Source organism: Pantoea sp. B65, from assembly GCF_047308185.1.
Lineage (GTDB): Bacteria > Pseudomonadota > Gammaproteobacteria > Enterobacterales > Enterobacteriaceae > Erwinia.
On the sequence record NZ_JAHXPU010000036.1, the window covers coordinates 251069 to 272738 of the forward strand.

Here is a 21670-nt window from a genome sequence, read left to right on the forward strand (position 1 = left end):
CCGCCGTGCTGACCCGCCAGTAGAAAGAACCAGGCCAGGGTATTCAGCTTGTCGCCATTGATGCTGGCGCTGTTGGTAAAGCCGCCGAAAATCTTATTGACCCATTTGCCCTCAAACCAGGGTTTTGACGAAGCATCTGCAAATTTTTTGAACTGCCAGCTGGGTCCCCCCATATAAGTTGGCGAACCGAACAGAATAACATCTGCTGCGTCGAGTTTTTCCCATGCGTCCGCAGTAATATTTCCTTCGGCGTCGATAGCCAGCAACGTGGCACACGCGCCTTCAGCCACTGCGGCTGCCATCCGCGCCGTATGCCCGCAACCAGAGTGATAAACGACGACGGAGTTAATCATTAACAGGGGGTGAGTCATGATAATGGCCTTCAGATAAGATTATGCGGGATACGCGGTATGAAAACAGTCTATTAACTATTAGCATGGGTATAAATAACCGAAAAAATAACGCACTGTTACCCGGAAAGTGAACAATGAAAAACCTGGAGTCGCTGATTATTTTCGCGCGCGTGGCAGAAATGAAGAGCTTTACCCGGGCAGCAGAAAGCCTGGGCATTAAGAAAGGACGCGCCTCAATGGTGGTGCGTGAGCTGGAAAATGACGTAGGCGCTACCCTGTTACACCGGACCACGCGGACCGTGCAACTGACGGAAGATGGCCGGAGTTTTTATGCACGAGCACGCGATCTGTTGTCAGAAGCCGAGGAACTGCAGTCAATGTTCTCTCATAGCGGTATGTCACTGCGGGGACGTTTACGTGTTGATATGCCGGCGGTTCTGGCACAGAGCGTAGTGGTTCCCGCACTGCCGCAGCTGCTGGAAGCACACCCGGAACTCGAACTCGAGCTTTCAAGTACTGACCGCCGTGTCGATCTGGTTCTTGAAGGATTTGATTGCGTGGTTCGTCTGGGACCCATTGTTGATGAGACTCTGATTGCCCGCCCGCTGGGGAAACTACGCATGATCAATGCGGCAAGTCCAGGCTATCTGGAGCGCTTCGGTGTGCCGCAGACGATCGATGATCTGGTTAACCAGGGGCACAGGATGGTTCATTACACGCAGAATTTTGGTTCGAAAGCGGATGGGTGGCAATATCCAACAGACGATGGCTACAAGTCGCTGATGTTACCCGGCACGATGAGCTTCAATAGCGTACCGGCCTGTCATGAGGCAGGACTGGCCGGTTTGGGATTAATTCAGGGAGGTTATTCCGCACTGATACCTCATATCAAACGCGGAACGCTGGTTGAAGTCCTGCCCAATCTGCGACCCGAGCCGCTAACTGCCTCTTTTGTCGTTGCGCACCGGCGCAATTTTTCGCAACGCGTGAGAGCTTTTATGAACTGGACCGAAGAAGTTTTAAAACCTTATTTTGACTAATTTCGCTGTGCATTGCTGGTACGGACAAGGTGGCGCAGTAAGAATTGTTCCAACACCGGGGCACCCTCCTGGCCATCTGTCGGTTGTAGTTGATGCCGGCGACACCGGATGTTGATTGCCGGCGATGCTACCAGCAAAGCTATAGGCTGGAAGATCGAATGTAAGCCTGTCTGGCCTGACAGGCGAAGAAGCAAGCTGCGATGTTGAACCCAAAGCAGGCAAGCCGATCGATTGCGGGCAGGTAAAGTAATACGATGCTTCCACTCGGATTATGCATCAATAATGCACCAGCCCGCCGTCTACAGCATACTGGCTTCCGGTCACGTAAGACGCATCATCTGACAGCAGGAAAAGTGCGACGGCGGCAGCCTCATCAGCTGTGCCGGCTCGCCTGAGCGGCACCTGGTTTAGCACAAAATCTTCAAACTGTTGCCGCGACGCCTCGGGCATAAAGTGTCTGAAATTAGTCTCGATTGGTCCTGGTACCAGCGTGTTGGCGCGAATGTTGCGCGTAGCAAGTGAGGCGGCCCAGCTTTTTACCATGGCGACAACGGCGCCTTTGGTTGCAGCATACAGACTCGTCATTGCCGCGCCTTCATAGACCGAAGACGATGCGGTGACCAGCACTGATGCGCCGGGGTTTAAAGTTGTGGAAAGTGAGGCAAGCTGGAGCATCGGCCCGCGGACATTGGCGTTCATCATGCGGTTAAACGCGTCGGCCGTAACGGATTCCGGCTCGCCAACTTCTGCATAACCGGCATTCAACCACAACCCGTCGAGGGTCCCCCAGTGGCTGACCGCTGTTGCGAGCGCATTAATATCCGCCTCACTTGCTGAATCACTTTTCAGGATCAATGCGCTGCGCGGCAACAGCTTGCGGGCTTGTGCCAGACGTTCCTCACTGAGCCCCGTGATGGCAACCTGCCCTCCCTCTTGTACAATGCGCCGCGCACCTGCCAGTCCTATGCCGCTGGTGCCACCGGTTATCAGTACACGTTTGCCATGAAATCTGCTCATGATTACTCCCTCTGCGCCCTTAAAATCGCCATTTACCTTACGAGAGATATACACAGTCGACATCTTTTTCATTACGCAATGGTGACAGTAATGGCTGACCTGCCACCAGGATTGGATACCATCGGCAGTCCATATATCGCCGTCATGAATTTTCCGGTCGGTTTAAAAGTCCGCTCTGACACGAAGCTGCCCATAGAACGCCTGACAGCTGCGAGCGAAAAGCGGGAGTACCGCTGTCCAGATACTGATGCAGCACGCTTATCGTATCTGTACGTTCCACTGTGTATTTTCAGAAAAAATGAGAGCGATTAACTACTGCCCCCCCGGACGATCACACACCGGAATCAGTCAGGGTCGCCCTAACCTGAGGCAGGCTCTGCGGATAATTTTGCTGAATAAACTCAATCATTTTTTCCCGTACGTGGCAGCGTAAATCCCAGGCCGTAGGGGAATTCTGTGCAGTCATCAATAATCTGACAGTCATGGTTTTGTCATTAGCATCGGTAACCTGCAGCACCTGCGTCTGTTGATCCCAGAGTTTTGTTTCACTGAGTACTTTTTCAAAATGCTTACGGAGAGGATCTAATGGCATGGAATAATCAAGGTAAAGAAAAACCGAACCTAATATTTGTGCGTTATTACGCGTCCAGTTCTGGAAGGCATTTTCTGTAAAGTATGTAATGGGCAGCACCAGTCGGCGTAGGTCCCAGATACGCACCACAACATAAGTCAGGTTTATCTCCTCAATCCAGCCCCATTCATTTTCAACCACCACCGCGTCATCAATTTTTATAGGTTGCGTAAAGGCTATCTGAATTCCGGCAAACAGGTTAACAAGCGATTTCTGAAGGGCAAAGCCAATTATTATTCCGGCAACCCCGGCACCGGCGAGGATTGTCGTGCCGAACTTCCGAACCCCAGGAATACTGAGTAGAATCAGAGAAATACAGAACAATACCAGTAGTACGATAGCGACTTTTTTTACATATATTATCTGAGTGCGAATTTTACGGGCGCGAAGATTATTCGAAAGGTTAATGTCATAGCGTATAAAAAGCATATCCTGCGCAACATTAGTCAATCGAATTAAAATGGAACAAAATGATAATATAATAAACACATTAACAATTGATGTTATCAGATCAAGGAAGCCTGATTGAATATTTATATAATTAACCCCTACATTTATTAACAGTAAGGGAATGAAAAGAAACATTGACCCACGAAGATGCTTTTCAAGTGATTTGAATAGCTTTCTGTCACGACTCTGCCAGTAGCGGATGAACCTGAGAAGTATAAATCGGGCCAAAAAACCCAGTGCGAATGAGAGAGTGACGAGCAATACAGCAGGTACCCATGATGGAGCACCAGATAACTCACCGAATATCATTGGCATTCTTTTCCCTTATATTCAGCCAACAACCCTTTAGTTGTCAGATCAGTAATAAAAATTCAGTAACCGCTGTCTTCCCGGTTATCTGCGGATCAAATAGTGAACGCATATAAGCTTATCAAAATTTGGTCACCTGACTTTCTTAACACAAAAAAACCTCGAAAAGAAACCGATTTTTATTGAGGACATAAACGCAATTCACTGAAATTTATGATGACGTTTAGTTTACTCAGAATAATTTGTCGCCACCTGGTGCATTCTGCAGCATACCTGCAGATGTCGCAGCCACCTTACGCACCGCAGCGCGTGGCCCGCTACGCACCGGGCGTCGCAAATCATGAAGCATTCATAAATCAGACAACGCTAAGTACAAACCGCCACAACCGGTTAAATAAACGAATAATTCAGGAAATTTAATCCCAATTGAACACGATAAATCGCCTGGCCATCAGCCAGGTAGCAGTACGGAATGTTAACCGCTCATTATCAGGGGGATTAAAACCGGGATCCCCTGCCCGCCTGGCCATGCGGCGCTCCTTGCTTGCAGCCAAAATGATATTTTCCGGTTGAGTCGCGGTCTTATGCCGCCGTTGATATTGATACCGGAGTTTTCCCTTTTGTACGCAGATTATGCTGCCCCGATATCACTACCGCGATGCCACCATTGTTAATCTTAATGGAATTATTATATCAAATTTGCCCTCTTTATCCTTCTGATAGAAACACTAATATAGGTATCGCATCCAGCAGCACCGAGAGTGCCCCAACAACATATCAGGAGAAACAATGAACACATTAAACAAAACAGCTCTGGTTACCGGTGCATCCCGGGGTATTGGCCGCGCGATTGCTGAACGTCTGGCAAAAGATGGTTTTAACGTTATCGTTAACTATGCAGGCAATGCCGCCAGCGCAGCAGAAACCGTGCAGGCGATTAGCGCACAGGGCGGGAACGCCGTTGCTATTCAGGCCGATGTGGCCAGCGCAGCCGATGTAAGCCGTCTGTTTGCTGAAGCAAAAGCCATCAACGGCCAACTCGATGTGGTCGTACACAGCGCCGGTATTATGCCGATGGCGAAAATTACCCCCGCGGGTCTGGCCGATTTCGATAAAGTGATCCACACCAACCTACGTGGGGCCTTCCTGGTTCTGGCGAATGCGGCGGAGTCCATCTGTGATGGCGGTCGTATTATCGCCCTTTCCACCAGCGTTATTGCGAAATCCTTCCCCGCCTATGGCCCGTATATCGCCTCTAAAGCCGGTGTCGAAGGCCTGGTGCATGTTCTGGCGAATGAACTGCGCGGACGTAACATCACGGTAAATGCCGTGGCGCCGGGGCCAACAGGTACCGATCTGTTCTTTAACGGCAAGAGCGAAGAACAAATTAATAGCATCGCAAAACTGGCGCCGCTGGAGCGTATCGGGACCCCGGACGAAATCGCCGCCGTTGTCGCTACGCTGGCAGGCCCTGACGGTAGCTGGGTGAACTCCCAGATTATTCGCGTTAACGGTGGCTTTGCTTAATTTCCCTCGCCAGGGGATAGCCGGCCGGTAACCGTTCCTGCAATTTACCGGTCTGAATGACTTATTAACGCCGCGCAGTTCGCTATAGGGTTGTTATAGATTAGAGGCGGTTACGATAACGGTCAAAAGTAAAAAGTTTAATGGCAACGAGGTTATTCAGTTTTATTTGCCGGGAGACCGCATCCGCGAGATTATTATCGCACCCTAAACAAATCTTACCGCGCGCTGTCTGATGAGATTGGTCAGCTGTTCACCGGGCAGCAATAAGTGCTCAGCTGGCGCCTCAATCGTTTTATCGCCGGCTGTTTCCACTGAGCTACATTATCCCCCAGATATGGCTGCCGGTACTGTCTGTGCGATAGTACGTCTTTTCACTCACCGTCCCACCAGTGATGAACAACCCGTGACAGCGAGATTCCCTGCATGTCCGGAAACTGTATGGCGCCGTTAACAATCCCGGCACTGGCTGAAGCCAGCAGTAACAAGAAAGTTAATCCTCAACTTTCAGCCTGATAGTATTTAGCTTATTCTGATAATTCACGCAAACCTGTTAAGAAACATCAGCAGTGATCAAAATCACGATACAATTAAATGGTAAATTGCTTAACTGATGAAGACGAATATCCCGGGCAAGTGGCACAATTGCGGTTCAGGTAACGGAACTAAACCTAAAAAGACACGATTCTCTAATCTGCCTTTTCTGAACGTCATCAGATTTCCTTCTTCATGCCCGAAAAATTCTGGCGCAAGCATAAGGATCTAAAATGATTGGTAAAGTAGCCGTTATCGGTGCGGGTGTGATGGGTACTGGCATCAGTCAGGTATTAGCAGAACATCAGATTGATGTCATTCTGGTAGATCTTGCACCAGCGATCCTGGAAGATGCCCTGGCAGCCATTCGGCAAAATCTGCGGCTGAGCATGCTTATGGGCAAAACCAGCAAGGAGCTGGATCTCAGTGCGCTGCTTGCCCATATTTCAGTCACAACCTCACTTAAAGAAATTAAACACGCTGATTTTGTTATAGAAAACATTACAGAAAAATGGATCGCCAAGGCAGAGATCTACCCTGAGATGGATAGTATCTGCCAGCCGGATTGTATTTTCGCTGCCAATACTTCGGCAATTTCGATTACCCGCCTGGCCGGGTTAACCCGGCGGGCAGATAAAGTGCTGGGTATGCATTTTATGAACCCTGTGCCGCAAAAAGCGATGGTGGAAACCGTGCGGGGACGTTATACCAGCAATCTAACCCTTGAGCGCGCAGAAGCATTGCTGGCCCGGATCAACAAACACCATATTATAGTGAATGATACGCCGGGTTTTGTCGCCAACCGTATTTCACATTTATTTATTAATGAGGCTATCTGGGTGGTACAAGAAAAAACGGGTAGCGCCGAACAAGTCGACGCCATTTTTCAGCATTGCTATAACCATGAGACTGGCCCGTTGGCGACGGCTGATTTAATCGGGCTGGATACAGTGTTGCTGACACTGGAAGAGTTATATCAAAGTTTAGCAAATGACAAATTCCGGCCAGCACCGCTTTTACAACAAATGGTTGCCTCCGGCCTGTATGGCAGAAAGTCCGGGCAGGGTTTCTATAAATATTAGTGCAAAATAATTAAGAAATGCATGTTTTGTTTTGCACTGAGACTCAGGTGGACAGAACTGACGCTATCACCAATACTGATTAGGCAGAATCAACCTCCCGCCCGCATCGCACAGATAAAGGAGATTGCTATGGCTATTGACGCCTGGTTTCCGCTGGCTATTTACTATGAAGATCTTCCGGAACATGAGCGATATAAAGCAGCACATATTGAACGAATTCGGCAATTGCAGGCAGGTTCCGGCGAAAAACGCACCGCAGAAACATCCAGCTGGACCGGGGATGTGCATAAAGTCGATCAGCTGCATAATGACCCCGTTTTTGCCTGGTTAACGCAGCAGATTGAACGCCATGCGCTACTTTATCTAAAAGCATTAGGTCATGATTTGGACAAAATTGATCTGTATATACAGCGCTCATGGCCGGTTATCGCGCATAAAGGTCAGTGGGTTTCACGCCATGCTCATCATAATGCTAATTTAAGCGCAGTTTATTATATCTCGATCCCGAAGCAGGGCGACGCCGGGCAAACTCGCTTTTTTAATGATAAAAAGAGTAACGCGTTGTCTGACGGTATTGATTCAAATATGACGTCAGGCTATCGGGAATACAATGCATTTAATTATACCCACGTGGATTATTTTCCTATTGAAGGACGTCTGCTGCTGTTCCCGGCCAAACAACCTCACGATGTGGTTGCCAATCAGACAGATGAAGAACGAATCTCCATCTCTTATGACATCATTATTACCGCCAGACAACATGCCGGCCAGGCTACCCCGGAGTTTTTAATGCCGTCTCCGGAAAACTGGAAAAAATTTGATCATCACATTACCTGAATGGACGCAATGACGACGTTGCAGGTTCGCAGTGTTTGTCCCCTGAACCTGTTGAGCGCCAGCGCCCCGGCACCGGCGTTCAAGCCGCCAGTAAGCATTATCGGTCACACTCCCCTGGCTTATCCATTTTCCGGGGAATATCCTAACTGCCGGATAATGGCGGAGAGTTCGGCGATATTAGGGTATTGGTAAAATGTCACCACGGGAATATCGATATCCAGCCGTTTTTTTATCATGTTGGTGATTTGCACAATAATAAACGAGTCTACATTCAACTGGAATAAGTTGTCATTGATGCCAATGTTATCCACCCCTAACCGCTCTTGCATGATGTCGCACAATATCTGTTGTAAGGCGTCTTCCGCCGGAGCGTATGGCGTATCAAGCTCGGGGCGGGGGAAGCCAGAACGGGTTTGTTCGCACAGACTGCTCAGGGTGACCCACTGGCTGATCCTCGCATCAAGATCGGCCGTGGAATGTACCAGCAAATCCGTTTCGTTTTGCGCCAGTGCCCACTCAAATGCGGTAATCCCCTGCGCAGGCGACATCGCGAACTTATCCTGCGTAATGGTCACACTCGCTCGCTGCTCCTGAGTTCGATCCGTTTGCCAGCCATCCCAGTTGACGCTCAGCCAGCGGCAATCAGAGGTGAGGTTTTGTACAAAGCGATCCATGTATAGATTGGCAGCAATATAGGCTGCGTGTCCCAATCCGCCCAACACGCTGGAAATCGACGACATGCACAAACAAAAATCCGATCCCTTGCCTTCCAGCAATGCTGCAAGTACCTGAACCCCTTTTATTTTGGCGGCAAAAAACGCCTCACAGTCCGCCGGCGTCAAACTCGCGATCGGCTTCAACCAACTCTGACCAACCAGACCGGCACAGTGTATAACGCCATTAACCGTACCGAGCCGCTCTTCGGCCAAAGCCAGCCCCTTTGCCATCGCCGGGTAGTCTGCTATGTCTGCGCAAATAACCTCAATATGCGCCCCGGATGCTTGCAGCGTTTGCAGCCATTGTTGTTTCTCACGTCCGCTCGCCGTGTTTTCATCCATACTCCGGGTACTCAGGATCACTTTGGCCCGATAGCGGTTTATCAGGTGAACGGCCAGTAAGCGACCAATACCGCCAAAACCGCCGGTAATCAGGTAGACGCCTTGTTTGCGTATCGCTGTTGCAGCCGTCAGATCTGGATTGACGGTTAACCGTTCGTAACCTTGCCCCCAAACCTCGTTGCCACGCAATGCCACCGCCGCTGGGCGCTGATTTTTTGCTAACAGCAAGCAGCATAGCTGCTGGATTAGCCGTGCTCGCGCGCTCTGTTGGCCAGGGATCACGACATCAATGCTGCGGCACTGAATGTGCGGGTGCTCTTGTGGGATCACCAGGCAGGCTGCCAGTAATGCCCCCTTCGCCTCATTTGCGCACTGCCCGTCGACAATCTGATGCAAATCATTGCTAATAACGTTCAGTGTTATCTGCCGAAGGCCGCTGGTGTCTGCCAACGCACGGGCAATATGCAACAGGCTGTAAAAACCAGCGGATATCGCGGCTTCGGTATCAACCTCATCGATAGCGCCTGCAGGTTTGTCCAGACTAAAAAAATGATACAGGTCCAGCGACTCACTTAACTGTCCCTGCAGAGAAGAAAGTAAATCGAGGTAATCCTGCAGACACGCAGGATTAATAGTAAAACTGTTCTCACTTAACCGGCAAAAACCCGTTGATTTAGCTATGGTAATCGGCGTATATCCCCACGAGGAAAGTACGCTACACGCTTCGCTGCCGATACCGTTATCATCGATAAACAGCAGAATACAATCCAGCGCACGCCGCTCAGCGGCATTCGCTGCGTCAGGAGGTAGCGGCTGCCACCGCTGGCGATAAAACCATTGCGACAGTTCTGGCGTTTTATGGATCCCGGCAGTGACACTCTTCGCCGCCATTTCGGGTAACAGAGCATGTTCAGGCGGGAGAAAGTGTTTTTCAAATACCTGCCCCGGCAGCGGAATACGTTTTCCCGTCCCTGAATCTAATACCTGCCAGCTATCAATGCCTCCATGCAACCACAGCTTGCCAAGACTGGTTAGAAAATAGCCATAACTATCAGCGGGTTCATACTTATTCGCCACCAGATTGATGGCAACCAGCCGGGCGGCTGCCGGCCCTTTCGAACGCAGGAATACACTCAAATCGTGCCCCGGGCCAAGCTCAAGCGCCACCCCATGCGCCTGTTCGAGCATACAATCCAACCCCTGGCTGAACTTCACTGTTTGCGTAAGATGCCGGCACCAGAAGTCCGGATCTGTCGCCTGTTCCGCCGTAACCCGCTCACCGGTCACATTGGAAATATAGGGTATCTGCGGCGCATGAAAGCGGACTTTGGCCAACGCCGACCTGAACGCGGGCAATATCTTTTGTAGCAGGGGCGAGTGCGCCAGGTGATGGATATCCAGTGGAAAGCAAAAGCAGCGTTTTGTTTTAAGTACGCTTTCCAGTTTTAGCACCTCCGGTTCAAGACCGCTGACGATCACACCTGATGGATTCTCAATAGCAATAGCCAGAGAACCGGTCAACAGCGGGATAAGCTGCTCCTTTTCCAGCGTGGTGCTGATCATTTTTCCTGCCGGCATGGCTTGCATCAGTTGCCCACGGATAACGATCAGATCCAGTGCATCCTGGTAACTGAATACGCCGGCAATACAGGCCGCCGCGTATTCGCCAAAACTGTAGCCAATCAGCAATGAAGGCCGGATGGCTCTGCTGATCAACAGCCGGGCAAGTGCATACTCAAAGATAAACAGCAATGGCTGGCTCAATGCCGTATTGGTCAACTCCGCAATATCATGATGTGGCGGATAAAGCACGCCGGAGATATCCTCGCCGGTTACCGTTTGGTAATAGCCAAAGCAGTCATCCATCACCCGGCGGAATACCGGTTCGCGGTCGTACAGTCCCCGGCCCATATTGATATATTGCGCACTCTGGCCCGGCAGTAAAAAAACCATATCCTGTGGACGCTGCCGGTTATGGCCGACCAGCACCTTCCCTGCCCCGGCCGGGTTAAACGCCTGAATCGCTTCCACTACAGACTGACACACCACCGTGCTGCGATGCGCAAAATGCGGACGACCAACCTGCAGCGTATAAGCCACATCGGCCAGGTTTACCGTCGGGTTTTGTAGCAGATATTCAGCTAAACTGGCACTGCTGGCTGCCAGCGCCGCAGATGATTTTGCCGACAAAGGCAGTAGCCAGGGGCCGGGTTGATCCCTTCTGACCGCGGGTTCATCATATCCCTGCAAAACCACATGGGCGTTGGTGCCGCCAATGCCGAAGGCGCTCACGCCAGCAAAATATGAGCTGGCGACCCCCGGTAAGCGTTGCAGCTCTGAATTAATCCGTAACCGGCTGCCTGATAAATTAATATTGGGATTCAGCTTATGGAAGTTAAGCATTGGTGGGATCTGGCGGTGTTTCAGCACCAGCGCGGTTTTAATTAAACCGGCCATCCCGGCGGCGCTATTGGTATGGCCGATATTGCTTTTCACCGCGCCCAATATACAGTCAGCGCCAGCGTTTTCATCTGCGGCAAAAACCTTTTTCAGCGCCTCAATCTCCACCACATCCCCTAATGATGTGGCGCTGCCATGTGTTTCGATATAACTCAGCTGCGCAGGAGTAATGCGTGCTTTGGCTAACGCCCCCTTGATCACCTCTACCTGACCTTCCACACTCGGCGCCGTATATCCCGGCTTACGGTTGCCATCATTATTGATTGCCGTGCCTTTGATCACGCCGTGGATTGAATCACCGTCGGCAATGGCTCTGGTCAGTTTTTTTAATAGCACAATGCCGGCACCATCACTGAATACCGAGCCAGAAGCCTGTGCGTCAAACGCCCGGTGATGTCCATCGGCAGACAAGATCATACCCTGCTCGTGTAAATAGCCCGCCGTCTGCGGCAACCACACTGAAACACCCCCGGCCAGCGCCATGTCGCACTCCCCTTGCAGCAGGCTACTGGTTGCCAGATGCACCGCTACCAGCCCTGTCGAGCAGGCGGTAAACAGGCTGAGGGTATTGCCTTTCAGACCCAGCTTGTAAGCAATGCGGCTGGCGGCGAAGTCTTTGTCATAAAGCTGCACTTTCGCATATTGTTCAGAAGGTCTATCTGACATGGCAACCGCTGATGAATGAATGGCTGTCCAATAGGGATGGGGGCCGCCCCCGGCATACAAACCAATTTTCCCTGGATAGACATGCGGATCATAACCAGCGTGCTCCAGAGCGCGCCAGGCGCATTCATGCATAATGCGGCTCTGCGGATCCATCGCTTGCGCCTCTTTAAGGCTGTAACCAAAAAATGCCGCATCGAACGATTGAGACTCTGGCAGTATGCCTCTGGCCGCAACATAGTCCGGGTGGTCGATCAACTGCGCGGGCACACCGGCGCCAGATAACGCTTCCCGGCTGAAATGACTGACAGATTCACTGCCAGCCAGCAGATTTTGCCAGAATACATCGATATCCGGCGCGCCGGGAAATTGGGCGGCCATACCGATGATGGCGATATCCGTGTCATCTGCCGCAGGTAGAGCGGCGCAGTCTGCCAGACAGGCGCTTTCATCTGCTTGCGGGGCGTTGCCGGGAGGTTGACCCGCGTCATTTTCTACCGAACCTGCAATAAACTGCGCCAGCGTAAAAATGCTGTGATAGTTGAAAAAATTGGCAATCGTGAGTGGCGTCGCCACCAGCTTATTAAGCTTCAGATGCAGTTGCACCAGATCCACGGAGGAGGCACCCAAGTCAAAAAAATTATCGTGGATACTGATGCCGCTAAAACCAAAATGCGCTTCGAATACCTCGCTGATTAGCCGCTGCAACGGGCTGTCGGCGGCGACAAAATGGCTATTGAGATGGCTCCGATCCTTTACCGGTAAACTGCGGTTGATCCGCGCTAGCGGAGTTGCCGATAAGCCGGAGCCCGCGGGCTGATTATTCAGTTGTGCGATCACGTCCTTGCCGGAAACCAGTAGCTGACAGCACGCAGTACTGCACAGCATACGTTCGATGGAGTCCAGCCCCTGTTCAACCGCGATTAGCCGGTCACCCAGCACCCGTTTCAGCCCTGCGTGATTCGCGCCGCGGGTACCTTGCCACTGATCCCAGTTGACGCTGATCCATCGGCGGCCATGATCTGACTGATAACGGGCCATACAATCCAGATAGTGGTTAACACCCCCATACACCGCCATGCCTATCCCCCCCAGCTGCGAGGAGATCGACGACATCAGCAGGCAAAAATCCAACGGTTTATCCGCAAATACCTGAGCCAGCGCCTGCGTTCCTTCAACTTTCGCGTTGCAGTGCCGGTGGATAAACGCCTCATCAAGATTTTCAATAGCGCAGGCCGACGCTTCGCCAGCCCAGCCGGCGGCATGAACAACGCCATCAATCGGGCCAAAAACCTGTTCCGCAGACGCGACGGCCTGCTGTAAATCTGCCTGGCTGGCACAGGACCCCTGGCAGATCAGCCAGCGGTCCCGTTTATCTGCCAGCTTCCGTTGCTGATGGTCACTGAGCCTGGTGGAACGGGTAATAATGACGACTTTCGCCTGGAATTTATCGAGTAGACGCAACGTCAAAGCAAAACCAATATTGCCTAACCCCCCGGTGATCAAATAGACGCCCCCGTGTCGAAAACCAGCGGACCGGCCAGCTAACCTGCCGGCCTGCCAATGCGCTAACCAGCGTTGCTTCGCATAATAACGGGTAACAATCTGCCCGCATGGATTGGCCAGTTCATACAACAGGCCGGAGGCGATCTCGGCCACCTGTTCAGCCGCAAAATCGACTAGCTGACAATGAATATTCGGGTATTCCTGATTAATCACCCGCGCGAAACCGACCCTGACTGCCTGAACGGCAGTCTCACTGTCACCGTTATCACTGTAAAGATCGTGGGTGATAATCAGCAATTTCAGCGTGGTATCAGCGTCTGCTGCTTTGTATGCTCTGATGATATTGGCCAGTTCCAGCATTTGTTTCTGAGCAGTTGCACGATTTTCACCGCTGGCGTAATGAACCACTATCCCCGGCAGCCGCGATGCCTGTTTCAGTTTGCGGAAACAGTCGGTTAACTGTGCCACGTCGCTAAAACATGCGGTAAAACTGTTATCCGTATTCGGTTCGGAGCGATCGCTATCAACCACCAGCAACGACTGTAAACCATTCCTCAGCAGCTGCTGCTGTAAAATTTCTCCCGTTTGCCATTGCTGACATAGCAGTAAACAATTCCCGCTCACTTCACAGGGGGTCACGGTTCCCGCCGCCAGCCAAACCGGCGTGTAACAGTAGGGCTGCTCATCGGGTGCTGCCGCCGGATTCCCGGCGGCAGGCTGTTCTCCTAACCCGTGACTGATACGAGCAAACGGATAAGCAGGTAAGGACAGGATCTGGCGACCGCCGCCTGAAGTCTGCCCGACATAAAATGTTGCACCACTCTGCTGCCTGAAGGTCTGCAAACACCGCTGCAGGCGAGAAATCTGCCCGCACTCCGACGGAAGATTACGGCGGTATAACATAAGATTATTGCTGGCTGCTGTGGCTTCAGTGCTGCCAGTAGCAGAGAAATAAAATCTCTCCTCACCCTGTTTGATCAACAGCAAGGTGCTGAGCTCACTTTGCAGATGCGAAATGGCATCCTGCTGATCATGGCAAATAACCATGCGGCACCACGGCATTGGCGATCTGGCCACTTGCAGGCTATAGGCCACGTCCGCCAGGCAAACCGATTGCTGTTGCAAAAAGCGACTAAGTTCTACACTCATTTGTTGTAACGCTGACAGGTTTTTTGCCTGCAGCAGCAACAGATGCAGGCTGCCGGTCTCCGGCGGCGTGGCCATGACGGTCCGTGACGGCGCCTCTTCAAGTAGCAGATGTGCATTCGTGCCGCCAATACCGAACGAGCTGATACCGGCTCGCCTTGGACCGGGAATCGCTGGCCACCGGGCGCGCCGGGTGCAGATTTCCAGACTACTGCTGGCAAAATCAAATCTGGAAGTTGGCTGCGTCAAATGCAGGCTCGGGGGAATTTCTCCTGCCTGAACTATCCTTGCGGTTTTGATCAGCGCGGCGATGCCGGAGGCAGTATTCAAATGGCCGATATTGCTTTTTACACTACCGATATAGCAAGGCGGCTGGTTAGCGGAGCGCCGTTGGATAACGGAATGTAACGCTGTCAGCTCGATGGGATCGCCGACAGGAGTACCGCTGCCATGCGTTTCGATATAGCCGATGCTCTGCGGGGAAATACCGGCGTTTTGCTGTGCTCTGGCAATAACCGCCGCCTGCCCCTGGGCGCTGGGGGCGGAATAGCCCACTTTCATTGCGCCATCGTTATTAATCGCCGATCCTTTGATTACCGCCGTGATAGTATCACCATCGGCAATCGCCTGTTGTAGCGGCTTGAGCACCACAATGCCGACGCCGTCGCCAAAGCAGGAACCGGAAGCCTGTTCATCAAAAGAGCGACAATGGCCATCCGGCGAGAAAATCATCCCCGGCTGGTAGAGATAGCCGGCGGTAACAGGAAACTCCACTGATACCCCACCGGCAACCGCGATATCACATTCACCCGCCAGCAGGCTTTGGCAGGCCTGATGCACCGTAACCGCAGATGTAGAACAGCCGGTAAACAGGTTGATGGCCGGACCGTTCAGGTCAAGCTTATGGGCGATGCGCGTCGCCATAAACTCTTTGTGGCTGAGTAATGTGCTGACAAACTCCCCCAGAGCAGCCCCCTCGGCTGAGTGCTTTACCTGTTCTTCCCACCAGGTATTATGGGATGCCCCCAAAAAGCAGCCGACTGACAGCGGGTGACTGCCCGGCGGATACCCGGCATTCTCTAACGCATGCCAGACGCACTCATAAGTTATCCTCACCTGCGGCGACAGAACCTGCGCTTCCCGTGGTGAAAAGCCAAAGAAGTCGTTATCAAAGCAGTCGGTATCTGCCAGGTAGCCCCTGGCGCGGACATAATTTGCATCGTCCAGCAACCGGGCGTCGATACCTGCGGCCAGCAACTCTTCCGGCGAGAAAAAGCGCACAGACTCCACACCATTGAGCAGGTTGTTCCAGTATTCCGCCACATTGCTTGCGCCGGGAAAGCGCCCGGCCATACCGATGATCGCGATGCCATCACGGACCGCCGGCTGACCCGGCTGCTGCTGACGGGCTGGCTGAACACCGGGTACCTCTTTGCTGGTCAGAAAACGAGTATAAAGACGTATTGTCGGGTAGGTATAAAACGCGGCAATGGGCAACTCTCTGCCCAATTGTAGTATCAGGTTTTGGTTGATCTGGAAAATATCCAGCGAGGTCAGCCCCAGGTCAAAATAATTATCATCGATACCAACCCGTTGCAACCCGGTAAACTGCTGGATAATCGTCACCAGCCGCTGTTCTTCGGCAGTATCTGGCGCTACATAATTGACATTCAGTGTCGGTCTCGGCCTGCTATTAAGCAGCGTATGGTTCGTTACGGCGTCGATAACCTGGCGGATTTGCCTTTCTCTCTCAGCAAAAGGAGCGGCACAGATAATAATCTGTGCCTGTTCTGTTACCAGAGCCCGTAATAATGCCTGCCCTGCCTGCGCCACGCTTAAACCCGCCCGCAGCTGTTCACCAGTGCGGCTAAAAATATCATGCTGATTGAAAGTGGAATATTCAGCATCGCGCCAGTGGTCCCAATTAACGGCGACGACTTTACTGGCGATGCGCGCAGAGAAATAGCGACAGAAATCATCTATGAAGTTGTTAGCCGAGATATAGGCGGCCTGCCCCGGCAAATTTAAAACGGCAGCGATGGAAGAACAGAATAGTAAGAAATCCGGTGGTGCGGATTGCAGGATCTGCGACAAGGCCAGCGTACCCCTGACCTTGCTGGCGAAAAATGCGCGGTCGTTCTCCATATTACGGTTAACGATCAGCGCGCCGTCTGCCACGCCAGCCGCATGAATGACGCCCTGAAGCCGGGGATAACGCATCTGGATCTGATTAAATACGCCGGTTATCTGCTGCGGTTCTGCCAGATCGGCATCCAGTGTCCATACGCTGGCACCCAGCTGTTGCAGCTGTTGCGCCTGGCGAATTTTAACGCAGATGCGATCGTCAGCGTGGTGGCTGGCTAACCATGACGCCCATTCATCCGCTGGCGGCAACGGTGTTTTACCGATCAGTATCAGGGTGCCTTGCCATTGCTGCGCCAGATATTGCGCTAATGCATAGCCAAGCCCGCCGAACCCGCCGAGAATGACGTAAACCCCCTGCTTTTTCAGCCCGGGAATAACGGCATGATGATCCGGCGTGGCAACCTCACGCAGTTGTGGCAACCAGCATTGTTGGTTACGCAACAGGATCTTCTGCCCGCTGCTGCGCTGCGGGCAGAAGATTTCGGCCAGCAACTGCTGTTTTAGCTGTTCGGCAACGCTGGCGGTTGGCTGCGGCCAGTCAATTTCCACCATGCTGGTATGTATATTCCCGGTTTCCGCGTGAATAGCCTGTAGCGGCCCGGATATCGCAGCCAGTTCAGGAGCAAACTCAAATTCATCCGCCAGGCTGTTACTGAGCACCACGACCCGTATCGGATGCTCATGGCACAAGCGTTGTAACACTTTAAATAGCAGGCAAAGCTGCTGATACGCGCCGATAAACCGTAACCAGCTATCCGGCTGTAACGCAGGATTTTCAACGATATTGGCCTGATGTACGATTAGCTGAGGTAACTGACCCTGCCCGGCAATAATGCGCGTGAAAGCGCTGTCGTAATCTGCCTCGGTTGCCAGACTGTCCTGTTCCAGAACCACACTTTTCACCCCGGCATCCGCCAGACCATTCTCCAGCATCCTGGCCAGCGTCGTTGGCCGGGTAATAAGTATCACCCCATCCGCAAACAGAGAGGTATCTGGCAACAGTGCGGCCGGCTCCGTCGGTTGCCATTCCTGATGATAACAATAGATTTCCTGTTGCCGCGGCGTGGGTTGCCAATCCGTTGCGCCAGCGGTCAGCGGATAAAATTCGCGGCTGAAGGGATAGGTTGGCAAAGGCAGACGCCGATGATGCTGAGTTGGGTACAATAATGGCCAGTCAATGCTGGCACCGGCCAGCCATAACGTGGCCAGTTGCTGCAGTTGCCCGGCAAAAGCCGGGGCAGACGCCGGGGCCAATGCCGCAAGGATAGCCTGCACCTGTTGGCTTTGGGGTGGGTTGGTTTCAGCATCCGCTATCTGCTGCTGGCCGCTAAGAGACTGGCCCGACAACCAGGCCTGTGCCTGCTGCCGGGTTTCACAAATAAAGCAGTTTCTGTAGCGAAAATGATGTCTGCCGGTCTGCAGAGTCCAGGCGATATCGGCAAGTGACGCTTCGGGTTGCTGGTTGATATATTGCAGCAGGCGCGCGTTGACGACCTCCAGCTCCTGCGCCGTCCGCGCCGTCAGCAATAGCAACAGCGGTTGGGTGGGTTTACTCTGACTGGCTATCGTCGGGGCCTGCTCCAGAATGGCGTGGACATTGGTTCCGCCGATGCCGAAAGAGCTGACGCCCGCCCGCAGCAGCGCACCCTGCCACGGACACCGTTGCTGATTGATATAGAAGCGGCTTCTTTCCAGCTGCAATCGTGGATTGACCTGACCGATATGTAGATTCGCCGGGATCTGCCGGTGCTGCAGCATCAGAACCACTTTAATCAAACCACCGATACCGGCGGCGGTATTCATATGCCCGACGTGGCTTTTCACCGAACCTATAGCACAGCGGGGCAACGGGGCGTTTTCTGAGCGATCTAACGCCTGTTTCAGCGCATCAATTTCAATGCTGTCGCCCAACGGGGTGGCACTGCCATGCGTCTCGACGTAGCTGATGGTCTCTGCGTCCACGGCCGAAATTTGCAGCGCTGCGGCAATCACCTTCGCCTGCCCGTGCATTGATGGTGCGGTATAACCGGCCCTGGCCTGCCCGTCATTATTGACAGCGATGCCTTTGATCACCGCCAGAATGTTATCATGGTCCTGTAATGCACGATCCAGTCTCTTCAGCAGCACCAGGCCAACACCATCACTGAACACGCTGCCGCTGGCTTCGGCGTCGAAACTGCGGTTGATGCCATCAGCGGCAAATAGCATGCCTGGCTGATAAAAATATCCGCGCCTGATCGGCAGCAATACCGAAGCTGCGCCGGCAAGCGCCATATCGCAACTCCCCGACCGCAGCCCCTGACAGGCCATCTCTACCGCCGCCAGTCCGGTGGAACAGGCGGTATAGACGGCAACGCTGGGGCCGGTAAGGTTTAATTTGTAGGAGAGCCTGGTAGCAGAAAAATCCTTGTCGGCAGATTGAATATCCACAAAATGCCGGGCATCCTCCCCCCCGTCGGATTGCCATTTAGCCTGCCAGACAGGATTGGGCGAGGCGCCGACATAGACACCGATCGGGCCGGCATAACTGATGGGATCATAGCCGGCATGCTCAAAAGTTTCCCAGGCACATTCATGCAAAAGACGCATTTGCGGGTCCAGTTTCTCCGCTTCGGCAGGCGGATAGTGGAAAAAACTGGCGGCAAAATAGTCACAGTTGTCGATAATTCCCTTTGCCCGAATGTAGTTTTCTCTCTCCAGCCATCTTTCCGGGATGCCACTGGCCGCAAGTTCCTGTTTGCTAAAATAGCTGACGCCATCTATCCCCTGGCTCAGATTATGCCAGAATGCCTCAATGTTCCCGGCGCCGGGGAAACGGCAAGCCATGCCGATGATAGCGATATCATGATCGCTGCCATGCGTGGTGTTATTCGCCGCCGGTAGTCCATTTTCCGCTACCGCCGCCAGCCGTTGCCAGATAACCTGACTGAGTGTCCGGATAGTTGGGTATTTGAATAATACCGTGTCCTCCAGTTCGAGGGAAAACTGTTGGCTGAGGCGGGTTTTTAAGCGTAACGCGAGAGCTGAGTCCCCCCCCATATCTAAAAAATTATCATCCAGAGTTATTGTTTGCTCACACAGAAAAGTGTTGAATAACGATAAAATCTTCGCTGCAATCTGTTGTTGTGTATATTTATTATCCGTTTCTTCGCCCGCCATATGCGCTATTTTGATTATATCGGCGAACTGTCCGCTCAGGTATCGCTGTTGCAACAGTGTGCGTTTTATTTTTCCGCTGGTAGTTTTTGGCAGTTTTTTTATTGGCAAAATATGGGTCATTTCGATTTGAAAACCGGACGCTATGGCGCTCGCTATTTCCCGGCGTAAAGGGACAAATTCCGCCAGAGCCTGCTTAAAACGCACAAAACAAATAACTTCATCCTGGCCCTGGGGGTTTATTACTCCCAGCACGGCGATATCGCTGCATCCTGTTATATTTAATGACTCAACATACTGTTCAATATCGGTTGGGTAATAATTACGCCCATTAACTGAAAATAACTCTTTAAGTCGTCCGGTAATATATAAGTTCCCCTGGTAAAATAAGCCGATGTCTCCGGTATTCAAACCGTAGTTGTTGCTCAGGGGGGATGCGACAATCTCTGTCTGATGGTAATAACCGCGGGTTACATTATTGCCTTTGATGGTAATGTAGCCCACCTCGCCCGCGGCGCAAATCTGTTCCTGTGGTGAAATAATATTCACCTTGCAACCAGCCACTGCAGTGCCTACCGCCACCAGAGTAATCGTATCCTGGCGCTCGCTGGCCGCGGCCTCAGACAGCGCGATGGCCTGTTGTCCCGGCGCCAGACTTTCCCGCAGAAAGGTCGTGACCGTCAGGCTGGCCCCCGGCTCGGGAAAGGTGACCGCCAGAGTGGCCTCAGCCAACCCGTAGACGGGAAACAGACAATTGTCATTTAATCCATATGGCCGGTATGCAGCAAGGAAATCGTGACAAACCTGATAAGAGATCGATTCAGCACCGTTAAAAATCAGTCGTAAAGACGTCAGCTGCAACGGCGCTATTTTCTCCAACGGCACCTGTTTGAGCAGGTGTTTCAGGCCAAAGTTTGGGGAAGCTGTAACAGTGGCGTGAGTCTGGCTGACCAGCTCAAGCCAGCAGGCCGGACGGCGGATAAAACTGGCCGTCTCAATGATGACCTGGTCACAGCCAAATATCAGTGGCACCAGATGAAATCCGATCAATCCCATATCGTGGCTCAGCGGCAGCCAGCTCAGCGTCTTGTCGCACCCGGTAATGCGCATACCCGCACCGATAGCCCTGATATTGCTGAGCACATTTTCATGGCTTAATACCACGCCTTTCGCTTTGCCGGTGGAGCCGGAAGAGTACTGTATAAACGCGATTTTCTGCCGGTAACCGGCTGCCGGGATAGCGATGATGTCATCTGAAGCGCCATCGGCATACAATTCATCAAATATCAGCGCCGTTTCGCGGATGCATTCAATCTGTTGTGACTCCTGCTGATCGGCCGCAAAGCTGGCGATATTGTCCAGGTGCGGCAGCGCGGTAAGCAGGATCGGGTGTTGACTCTGCCGATAAACCTGCAGTAGTTTCTTCGCGCTTTCATTGCTGGTTACACAGTGCAGTGGCACCGGAATATACCCCCCCAGCTGGCAGGCCCAAAACGAGGTAAGAAATTGCAGGTTATCATTTAACTGAATAATGACCTGTGCATGGCGGGTGACCCCCTGCTGCTCAAGACCACGGCATACTGCCCTGGCATCCTGTAATAGCTGCGCATATGAAATAAAGCGGGGCTGTAAGAAGCGGTCATAAAATAACACTCCTCTTTCACTTTTTGCGTTTGCCAGCAGGTTATCAATAAGATGGCCAGCGTGAGTTTTACCCATGTAATGCCCCTGTTAACAGAATAGCGCATTGAATGAAATA

The 21670-nt window shown here is 52.2% G+C and carries 9 protein-coding genes; 5 read left to right on the forward strand and 4 right to left on the reverse strand.

Annotated elements, in window-relative coordinates:
- A partial coding sequence (locus JWF83_RS15465) for a flavodoxin family protein (protein ID WP_413651497.1) occupies positions 1-353 on the reverse strand: 353 nt, incomplete at its 3' end.
- Between the two features lie 134 nt (positions 354-487).
- On the opposite strand from JWF83_RS15465, the gene JWF83_RS15470 reads away from it, so the two are divergent.
- Positions 488-1393, forward strand: coding sequence for a LysR family transcriptional regulator (locus JWF83_RS15470; RefSeq protein WP_413651227.1), 906 nt, complete (start codon positions 488-490; stop codon positions 1391-1393).
- Between the two features lie 276 nt (positions 1394-1669).
- Here the strand turns inward: JWF83_RS15470 and JWF83_RS15475 are convergent, their stop codons facing one another.
- Entirely contained in the window at positions 1670-2410 is a 741-nt protein-coding gene (locus JWF83_RS15475) for an SDR family oxidoreductase (RefSeq protein ID WP_413651228.1), read from the reverse strand.
- Positions 2411-2500: 90 nt separating this feature from the next.
- On the opposite strand from JWF83_RS15475, the gene JWF83_RS15480 reads away from it, so the two are divergent.
- Complete coding sequence (locus JWF83_RS15480) at positions 2501-2722, forward strand: hypothetical protein (protein WP_413651229.1); 222 nt, start codon at positions 2501-2503, stop codon at positions 2720-2722.
- Positions 2723-2741: 19 nt separating this feature from the next.
- Here JWF83_RS15480 and JWF83_RS15485 read toward each other — a convergent pair whose 3' ends face one another.
- The gene (locus tag JWF83_RS15485; RefSeq protein WP_413651230.1) at positions 2742-3806 is read right to left on the reverse strand and encodes a mechanosensitive ion channel family protein; all 1065 of its coding nucleotides are present in this window, start codon (positions 3804-3806) and stop codon (positions 2742-2744) included.
- A 783-nt stretch (positions 3807-4589) separates the two neighbouring features.
- Between JWF83_RS15485 and JWF83_RS15490 the strand changes: the two genes are divergently transcribed.
- From JWF83_RS15490 to JWF83_RS15500, 3 genes are all read left to right on the forward strand, one after another.
- A complete protein-coding gene (locus JWF83_RS15490; protein WP_413651231.1) occupies positions 4590-5327 on the forward strand; it encodes an SDR family oxidoreductase in 738 nt (245 codons plus the stop codon).
- A 764-nt stretch (positions 5328-6091) separates the two neighbouring features.
- The gene (locus JWF83_RS15495) at positions 6092-6940 is read left to right on the forward strand and encodes a 3-hydroxyacyl-CoA dehydrogenase family protein (RefSeq protein WP_413651232.1); all 849 of its coding nucleotides are present in this window, start codon (positions 6092-6094) and stop codon (positions 6938-6940) included.
- Between the two features lie 21 nt (positions 6941-6961).
- Positions 6962-7777: a TIGR02466 family protein gene (locus JWF83_RS15500; RefSeq protein WP_413651233.1), complete on the forward strand. Its 816-nt coding sequence runs from the start codon at positions 6962-6964 to the stop codon at positions 7775-7777.
- Between the two features lie 119 nt (positions 7778-7896).
- On the opposite strand, the gene JWF83_RS15505 is transcribed toward JWF83_RS15500, so the two are convergent.
- Positions 7897-21630: an SDR family NAD(P)-dependent oxidoreductase gene (locus JWF83_RS15505; protein WP_413651235.1), complete on the reverse strand. Its 13734-nt coding sequence runs from the start codon at positions 21628-21630 to the stop codon at positions 7897-7899.
- Between the last annotated feature and the right edge of the window lie 40 nt (positions 21631-21670).

What these genes read in the sequence shown, in the direction of transcription:
- JWF83_RS15495 (WP_413651232.1), top strand. Translation starts at nt 6,092, where the DNA reads ATGATTGGTAAAGTAGCCGTTATCGGTGCGGGTGTGATGGGTACTGGC.
- JWF83_RS15490 (WP_413651231.1), top strand. Translation starts at nt 4,590, where the DNA reads ATGAACACATTAAACAAAACAGCTCTGGTTACCGGTGCATCCCGGGGT.
- JWF83_RS15480 (WP_413651229.1), top strand. Translation starts at nt 2,501, where the DNA reads ATGGCTGACCTGCCACCAGGATTGGATACCATCGGCAGTCCATATATC.
- JWF83_RS15475 (WP_413651228.1), bottom strand. Translation starts at nt 2,410, where the DNA reads ATGAGCAGATTTCATGGCAAACGTGTACTGATAACCGGTGGCACCAGC.
- JWF83_RS15470 (WP_413651227.1), top strand. Translation starts at nt 488, where the DNA reads ATGAAAAACCTGGAGTCGCTGATTATTTTCGCGCGCGTGGCAGAAATG.
- JWF83_RS15500 (WP_413651233.1), top strand. Translation starts at nt 6,962, where the DNA reads ATGTTTTGTTTTGCACTGAGACTCAGGTGGACAGAACTGACGCTATCA.
- JWF83_RS15505 (WP_413651235.1), bottom strand. Translation starts at nt 21,630, where the DNA reads ATGGGTAAAACTCACGCTGGCCATCTTATTGATAACCTGCTGGCAAAC.
- JWF83_RS15485 (WP_413651230.1), bottom strand. Translation starts at nt 3,806, where the DNA reads ATGCCAATGATATTCGGTGAGTTATCTGGTGCTCCATCATGGGTACCT.